This window comes from Photobacterium sp. R1, from assembly GCF_054600795.1.
On sequence record NZ_BAAHZP010000559.1, the window covers coordinates 1 to 271 of the forward strand.

1 protein-coding gene is annotated in these 271 nt (G+C 45.8%); it reads right to left on the reverse strand.

Features of this window, described 5'->3' with window-relative positions; genetic code table 11:
* Window positions 1–271: DUF3299 domain-containing protein (locus ACYP03_RS26280; protein ID WP_459782708.1), on the reverse strand; the 271-nt coding region annotated here is incomplete at both ends.

Here is a 271-nt window from a genome sequence, read left to right on the forward strand (position 1 = left end):
CGTACTCTTCAATGAGCGTACCGTGGAGCAGGTAACCCGTTTCGGCTAACTCGTGCTCGGTAGTTTGTACATTTAACTTTCCTACAACATATACAACATCCCAGAGTTGCTGAACTGGTGCGCCTTTAGGAAATTTTACGTAAACAATCTGATTGGGTGGCGGTGGTGGTACATGAATACATGCGCCAAAGTAAGGAACCAGCAAAAACTCGGTGATCGTATTTTCGTCCCCTTCTAAAGGGATGACAAAGCCGGGTATTCTGACGTTACT